The organism is Hydrocoleum sp. CS-953 (genome assembly GCF_002260545.1).
Classification (GTDB): Bacteria; Cyanobacteriota; Cyanobacteriia; order Cyanobacteriales; family Microcoleaceae; genus Trichodesmium.
Genome location: NZ_LGSU01001082.1, coordinates 1 through 6,639, shown reverse-complemented (window position 1 = coordinate 6,639; position 6,639 = coordinate 1). Strand labels below are relative to the sequence as shown.

At 42.4% G+C, this 6,639-nt stretch carries 3 protein-coding genes; all 3 read left to right on the top strand.

The annotated features are described in order from the left end of the window. Positions 1-400 precede the first annotated feature (400 nt). The 3 genes from AFK68_RS16225 to AFK68_RS16215 are packed head-to-tail and all read left to right on the top strand — an operon-like array spanning position 401 to position 5,600. A complete protein-coding gene (locus AFK68_RS16225) occupies positions 401-1,951 on the top strand; it encodes a CheR family methyltransferase (RefSeq protein WP_094673686.1) in 1,551 nt (516 codons plus the stop codon). A gap of 52 nt (positions 1,952-2,003) precedes the next feature. Next, positions 2,004-3,206 (top strand): RNA-guided endonuclease TnpB family protein, encoded by a 1,203-nt coding sequence (locus AFK68_RS16220; protein ID WP_094673685.1) that lies wholly within the window; start codon positions 2,004-2,006, stop codon positions 3,204-3,206. A 36-nt stretch (positions 3,207-3,242) separates the two neighbouring features. Further along, positions 3,243-5,600 (top strand): GGDEF domain-containing phosphodiesterase, encoded by a 2,358-nt coding sequence (locus AFK68_RS16215; RefSeq protein ID WP_094673684.1) that lies wholly within the window; start codon positions 3,243-3,245, stop codon positions 5,598-5,600. Positions 5,601-6,639 lie beyond the last annotated feature (1,039 nt).

The window sequence follows — 6,639 nt, the reverse complement described above, 5'->3', positions numbered from 1 at the left end:
GGAATGGGCATCTTGTGTGGAATGGGCATCTTGTGTGGAATGGGCATCTTGTGTGGAATGGGCATCTTGTGTGGAATGGGCATCCTGCCCGTTCTTGATATTTTCGGACAGGCAGGATGCCTGTCCCACTGAATATTCATCCTTTAATTCAGCAACGCCGATTGTTAAATGCCTTTGACGGCCTAGATTTATAGCTGTCTTTTCATGTCGCGCAGCGAAACGCACCCTACTGGACCGACACTGATAACTGATAACTGATAACTGAGCGGAACCCGCCCCTACTATTGCAATATTTTAGGCGTGTCACGCCACTACAAGTTTTGAATTAATAACTAATAACTAATAACTAATAACTAATAACTGATAACTGATAACTGATAACTGATAACTGATAACTGAAATGACACAATCTAATCCTCCTCAACCCCAACCCAACCAAAATTTTTCATCCGCAAGCTTTGTAGTAGGTATTGGCGCATCAGCAGGTGGACTTCAGGCCCTCGAAGCCTTCTTTAGCAGTTTGCTACCTGAACCTGGTGCCGCCTTTGTAGTAGTCCAACACCTATCCCCAGACTTTCGTAGTTTAATGGTAGAGCTGCTACAGCGACGCACTAGACTGCCAGTTTACCTGATTGAAAACGGCATGGCCATCAACATTAATAGCGTATATGTGCTGCCCCCAGGGTTTATAGTCAGGTTACAGGGACAACAATTGTACTTAGAAGAACGTCAGGGGGGACAACTTGATTATCCTGTTGACTATTTCTTTTTGAGTCTGGCTCAGGAACGAGGCGATCGCTGTATTAGTATTTTGCTCTCTGGTACGGGGCACGATGGAACTGAGGGCCTCAAAGCCATTAGCCGGGCGGGGGGTGTGGCCCTGGTACAGTCCCAGGAGACAACCCAATTCGGAGCTATGCCCAGTAGCCCCCTAAGTTCAGGGCTGGTGGATGAAATCCTTTCTCCAGAAGAATTAGCCCAGGCAGTCTGTGATATAATTCGCTACAGCTATACTCAGGCATCTCTGACTCAAAATTCTACAAACCTACTGCCTACTGACCAACTGAACCAGATTCTAGATATTTTGCAGAGGCAGGAAAATATAGACTTTTCTTTGTACAAACCAGGGACTTTGAACCGTCGAATTATCCATCGGTTGCTGCTCTCTAAAGTCAATACAATTTCTCAATACATCAATTACCTGAATGAGAGTGTGGAAGAAGTCAAAAATCTGCGACAAGATTTGCTGATAGGTGCTACCCGTTTCTTCCGCGATCCTGAGATGTGGTCTTTGCTCCAAACACAAGTGCTGCCTTCCCTACTGGAAAACTTGCAGCCAGGCAACCCCCTCCGGCTTTGGGTGACCGGATGTTCCACTGGGGAAGAAGCCTACTCTCTAGCTATTGCTATTGATGAAGTGATGCGGGATATGGAGGAAAAACATCCAGTAAAGCTGTTTGCTACTGATATTGACCAGGAGGCTTTAGCCATTGCTTCTCAGGGGATTTATAGTGACAATATTGCTCAAGATATCGGGAGAGAAAGGCTGGAATCTTACTTTGTTGCGGAAGGCTCAACCTATCGGATCAAAAAGTCCATTCGTTCCCAGGTGGTTTTTGCTTCCCATGATTTGACGAAAAATCCAGGCTTTTCTCAGATGCACCTAGTTAGTTGCCGTAACTTACTAATTTATATGCAGCCTGCTTTGCAGGAACAAGTGCTAATGCTGCTGCACTTCTCCCTAGCAAAAAAGGGGATTTTAATCCTTGGACCTTCGGAAAATTTGGGAGTCATACCCCATGCGTTTGATGTCATTAACCAGCAGTGGAAAATCTTTCGTAAACGCCTGGATGTTCAACTACCGGTTAGTCGCATTATTAAGTCTCCTACTATGCAGTCTGTGACCGAAAAAATGGGTCTCAAGCCTCGCCCTTCTAGGGCGACTTTTTAGTTTATTTTTTTCAATAAATATGTTATAATTTCGTTAGTTTGAAAGTCAAGTTATGAAAGCTAGATTTAAGTACCGTATATATCCAACGCCGGGACAAAAATACCGATTAGCCAAGCTATTTGGCTGTGTCCGTGTGGTTTGGAATGATAGTCTAGCTTACTCCCAACAGAAGTATAAATCAGCAGAAAAGAAACCTACTAATTCAGAACTACAAAAGCTTTTTATTACTCAAGCTAAAAAGACTGAAGAAAGAGAATGGTTGTCAGAGGTTTCTAACATACCATTGCAGCAATCATTGAATGATTTAAACCAGGCTTATCAAAACTTTTTTAAATCAACTCAAGGCAAGAGAAAAGGTAGACCTGTTAAACCTCCTAAATTTAAAAGTAGAAAGTCAAAGCAAACTGCTAGGTTTACAAAGGGAGGGTTTAAAGTTGGTCAACACAAAGTTTATTTAGCCAAAATTGGAAAGCTGAAAGTTGTTTGGTCAAGAGAGTTACCTGCTGCTCCATCATCAGTAACTATTGTCAAAGATTCAGCTCATAGATATTTCTTGAGTTTTGTAGTAGAAATACAACCAGAAGTCTTACCTAAAACTGATAATTCAGTAGGTATAGATTTAGGCATTTCTACCTTTGCTACATTCAGCGACGGTACAAAGGTTGATGCTCCTAAGCCACTGAAGAAACGAATTAAGAAATTAAGAAAGTTAAGCAAGTCATTATCTCATAAAACTAAAGGATCTAAAAGGTATGAAAAAGCCAGGGTTAGACTGGCTAAGTTTCATGCCAAACTGAAAGATACAAGGGACAATTTTCTGCATAAATTATCTACTAAAATAATTCGTGAAAACCAAACAGTTGTTTTAGAAGATTTGAACGTTTCTGGTATGGTTAAGAACCGTAAGTTATCTAGAGCAATATCTGATTTAGGTTGGAGGCAATTCAGAACATTTTTAGAGGGAAAAGCAGAAAAATATGGTCGTGATTTCAGAGTAATTAGTCGTTGGGAGCCAACATCTCAAGTTTGTTCAGATTGTGGGTTTAAAGGTGGTAAGTTAGACCTTCAGGTGCGAGAATGGGAGTGTCTCAACTGTGGTGCAAAACACGATAGAGATGAGAATGCAGCAATAAATATATTAGTCGCAGGCGGGCAGTCTGAGACATTAAACGGACGCGGAGGCAAGCGTAAGACTACTGCAAAAGTAGCAGCAGCCTGTGAAACGTCAACCCGCCGAGGAGCTTCGGCTCGGTAGGAATCTCCGCGCCTTTAGGCCGGAGAGGATGTCAAAATGTACAAACCGGTAAAATCAGAGTGGCCTGTTTACGAGACGTTGCTGAAATCTGTTTTTAAGCTGCGGTTTGGGGATAAACCAGTCACTTGTGTGATAATCAATCAGAATTATCAGATTATACATATATTGATTAACACTGCTAAGTTGTTGGAGTTGCCTATAGGAGAAATCACCACAAATATATTAGATATTGTGCCACCAAGCAGCAAGATCCCCTTAAGTACAGCTTTGCATCGGGTGAAGCGGGATCAGGTGTCGGTAGTCTACAACGACATCCAGATATCAGAGTTGGAGTCGCAGCAAAGGATTAATCTTTGGGTAGGGAAAGTAGAAGAGGATGATAACAATGAACTTGAGATAATTGTGCTGTTGGAAGTGGCGATCGCTACTGAGTCTATTACACCCTCGACAGACTTAGAATTTGATCCTAACTCTGTTCTGTCTCTGCAAATTCGAGAGCTGGAATTTGAACTACAGCAGACCCGCGAAAATCTGCAAACTAGCATTGAAGAGCTAGAAACTGCTAACGAAGAACAACAGGCGACTAATGAAGAATTGGTAGCTTCCAATGAAGAACTACAAAGCACTAACGAAGAACTACAATCAGTTAATGAAGAACTCTACACCGTTAATGCGGAAAATCAGGAACGCATTGAAGAGCTGACCGAACTTAGTGCCGATATTGATAATCTATTGCAGAGTACCGATATTGGTGTTGTGTTTCTTGACGAAGATTTGAATATCCGTAAATATACCCCTGCTGCTGCCAAAGTATTTAACTTTCGCGTAGGGGATATCGGCAGACCCCTAACCGAACTGGTGAATTACCTAGATACCGATAATTTAATATCTCTAGTTCAGCAAGTCGCCGAAACTCAAACTTCTCAAGAACTAGAAGCTACCAATGTTAACACACAAGATCGCTTACTACTACGAATTTTGCCCTATGTCCGGGAAGATCGGACAACCAATGGTGTCGTACTCACCCTGGTGATTATTAATGAGCTGAAGAATATTCAAAACGATCTGCAACGTCAAGCATTTTTTGATGTGTTAACCCAGTTAGCTAATAGAGCCTTTTTCTTAGAAACTATCAAATTGTGGCTCGCTCGTGTCAGTCGCGATACTTCCTATCAATTTGCTCTGCTATACCTAGATGTGGATGGTTTTAAAGAAGTAAACGATACCCTCGGCCATGCTGCTGGCGACCAACTGCTGGTGGAAATCGCCGAACGCCTCAAGAATACTATTCGCCCGGGGGATATGATATCTCGCTTAGGGGGAGATGAGTTTGCTATTTTGCTAGAAAAAACCACTCACCCGGAAGTAGCAATGGAGGTAGCATCTCGCATTCAATCAGCGATCGCCGAACCGCTCCCTGTTGCCTCTACCCAATTATCCATTACTGTCAGTATTGGTATTGCCTTTTACGATCCAGAGGATCAGTGGCAGAGTGACACAGTTATCTTAGAAAATGCCGACATAGCGATGTATGAGGCCAAACGCCAAGGGCCGGGAAATATGGTAGTCTTTAATTCTTCCATGCGGTCTGAACGGGAAAGCCAGGCGGAACTGAAGGCAAGCTTATACCAGGCGTTAGAGCAGGAAGAGTTTCTCCTGCATTATCAACCGTTGATACATTTTCCGAGTCAGTCATTGATTGGGTTTGAAGCCTTGGTACGTTGGCAACATCCTCAGCGAGGACTACTTACTCCCGTAGAATTTTTGCCCATTGTTGCAGCTTCCCATCTGATGCCAGCATTAGAAAGTTGGATTTTGAAGTCAGCTTGCCGTCAGATGAGTCAATGGAATCAACAATTTGCTTTCAACAAAGGATTTCGGATGAATATCAATATTTCTCCTGATTTTCTCCTGCACTTAAACTTCATCAATAGCGTAAATTTAGCGATCGGTGAATCAGATGTCAACCCTGAGCAAATTTGCCTGGAATTAACAGAAAATTCCTTTATCGGTCATGGCAGTGATGTGGAAGCCCTACTATTCACTATTAAGAGACTAGGGGTAAGTATTACTCTTGATGATTTTGGTACTGGATATTCATCCCTGTCGTACCTACATCGTCTTCCCATAGATGAGATTAAAATAGATCAGTCTTTTGTGCAGTCTTTAGATTCAAGTTCGTCCCTAGTGAGTATTACTAGGGGAATTATCAGTTTAGCAAGGCAGCTCGAACTTAATGTAATTGCTGAGGGGGTGGAAACCTTGGAACAATTGAGGTTAGTGCAAGAATTCGGCTGTGAATATGGTCAAGGGTACTTTTTTTCTCACGCCGTTCCAGCGACAGAAGCGCAGCAGTTGATAGAAAATCCTGAATATTGGGAAAGTTTATTTTAGGGTTGCAATAGTAGGGGCGGGTTTTAGCCAGAATTTTCATGCTTACTCCAAGATTTATATAAACCCGTCCCCAATGATATAATACACATTCATTACCAAAATTTGTAGGGTGCGTTAGACAGGTACAAGCTAGACTGTGAAAGGCATTTAACAATCTGTCGTAACGCACCATTTTAACCAAACACAATCTGAGAAACGCCTCAAATATCAAGCATTCGGTGGGTTACGGCGGCCAGAGAAATATTATTTTATTCTGTGAAATTATTGCCGCCTTTTTCCTGACGGAATGCTCCGCAAACATGTCGGCGACAGCCGTTTAGCTAGCGCACAACTTCGTTAACGCTGCGCGACATATAAAGCGTTTGCGGAGCATTCCGATAGGAAAGCTTTGCGCCAGCAAAACGCACCCTACCAAACCCTTATATCAAAAATGTTGCAATAGTAGGGGCGGGTTTTAGCTAGAATTTTCATGCTTACTCCAAGATTTATATAAACCCCCCCCAATGATATAATGCACATTCATTAGCAAAACTTGTAGGGTGCGTTAGACAGGTATAACCTAGACTGTGAAAGCTATTTAACAATCTGTCGCAGGGCACCATCTTAGCCAAACACGAAAAAAGTTCGGGAGTTTGGTAGTCAGTCTAGTAGGGTGCGTTAGACAGGTATAACCTAGACTGTGAAAGCCATTTAACAATCTGTCGCAGGGCACCATCTTAGCCAAACACAATCTGAGAAACGTCTCAAATATCAAGTATTCGGTGGGTTACGGCGGCCAGGGAAATATTATTTTATTCTGTGAAATTATTGCCGCCTAACCCACCCTACCGGACCGTTGTATCAAAAATAGTGCAATAGTAGGGGCGGGTTTTAGCCAGAATTTTCATGCTTACTCCAAGATTTATATAAACCCGCCCCCCATGATATAATACACATTCATTAGCAAAATTTGTAGTGGACCGACACATATTCAATGGTGCGTTACGACGGATTGTTTAATCCCTTTCATAGTCTGAATTTAAGCCGTCTTTTCATGTCC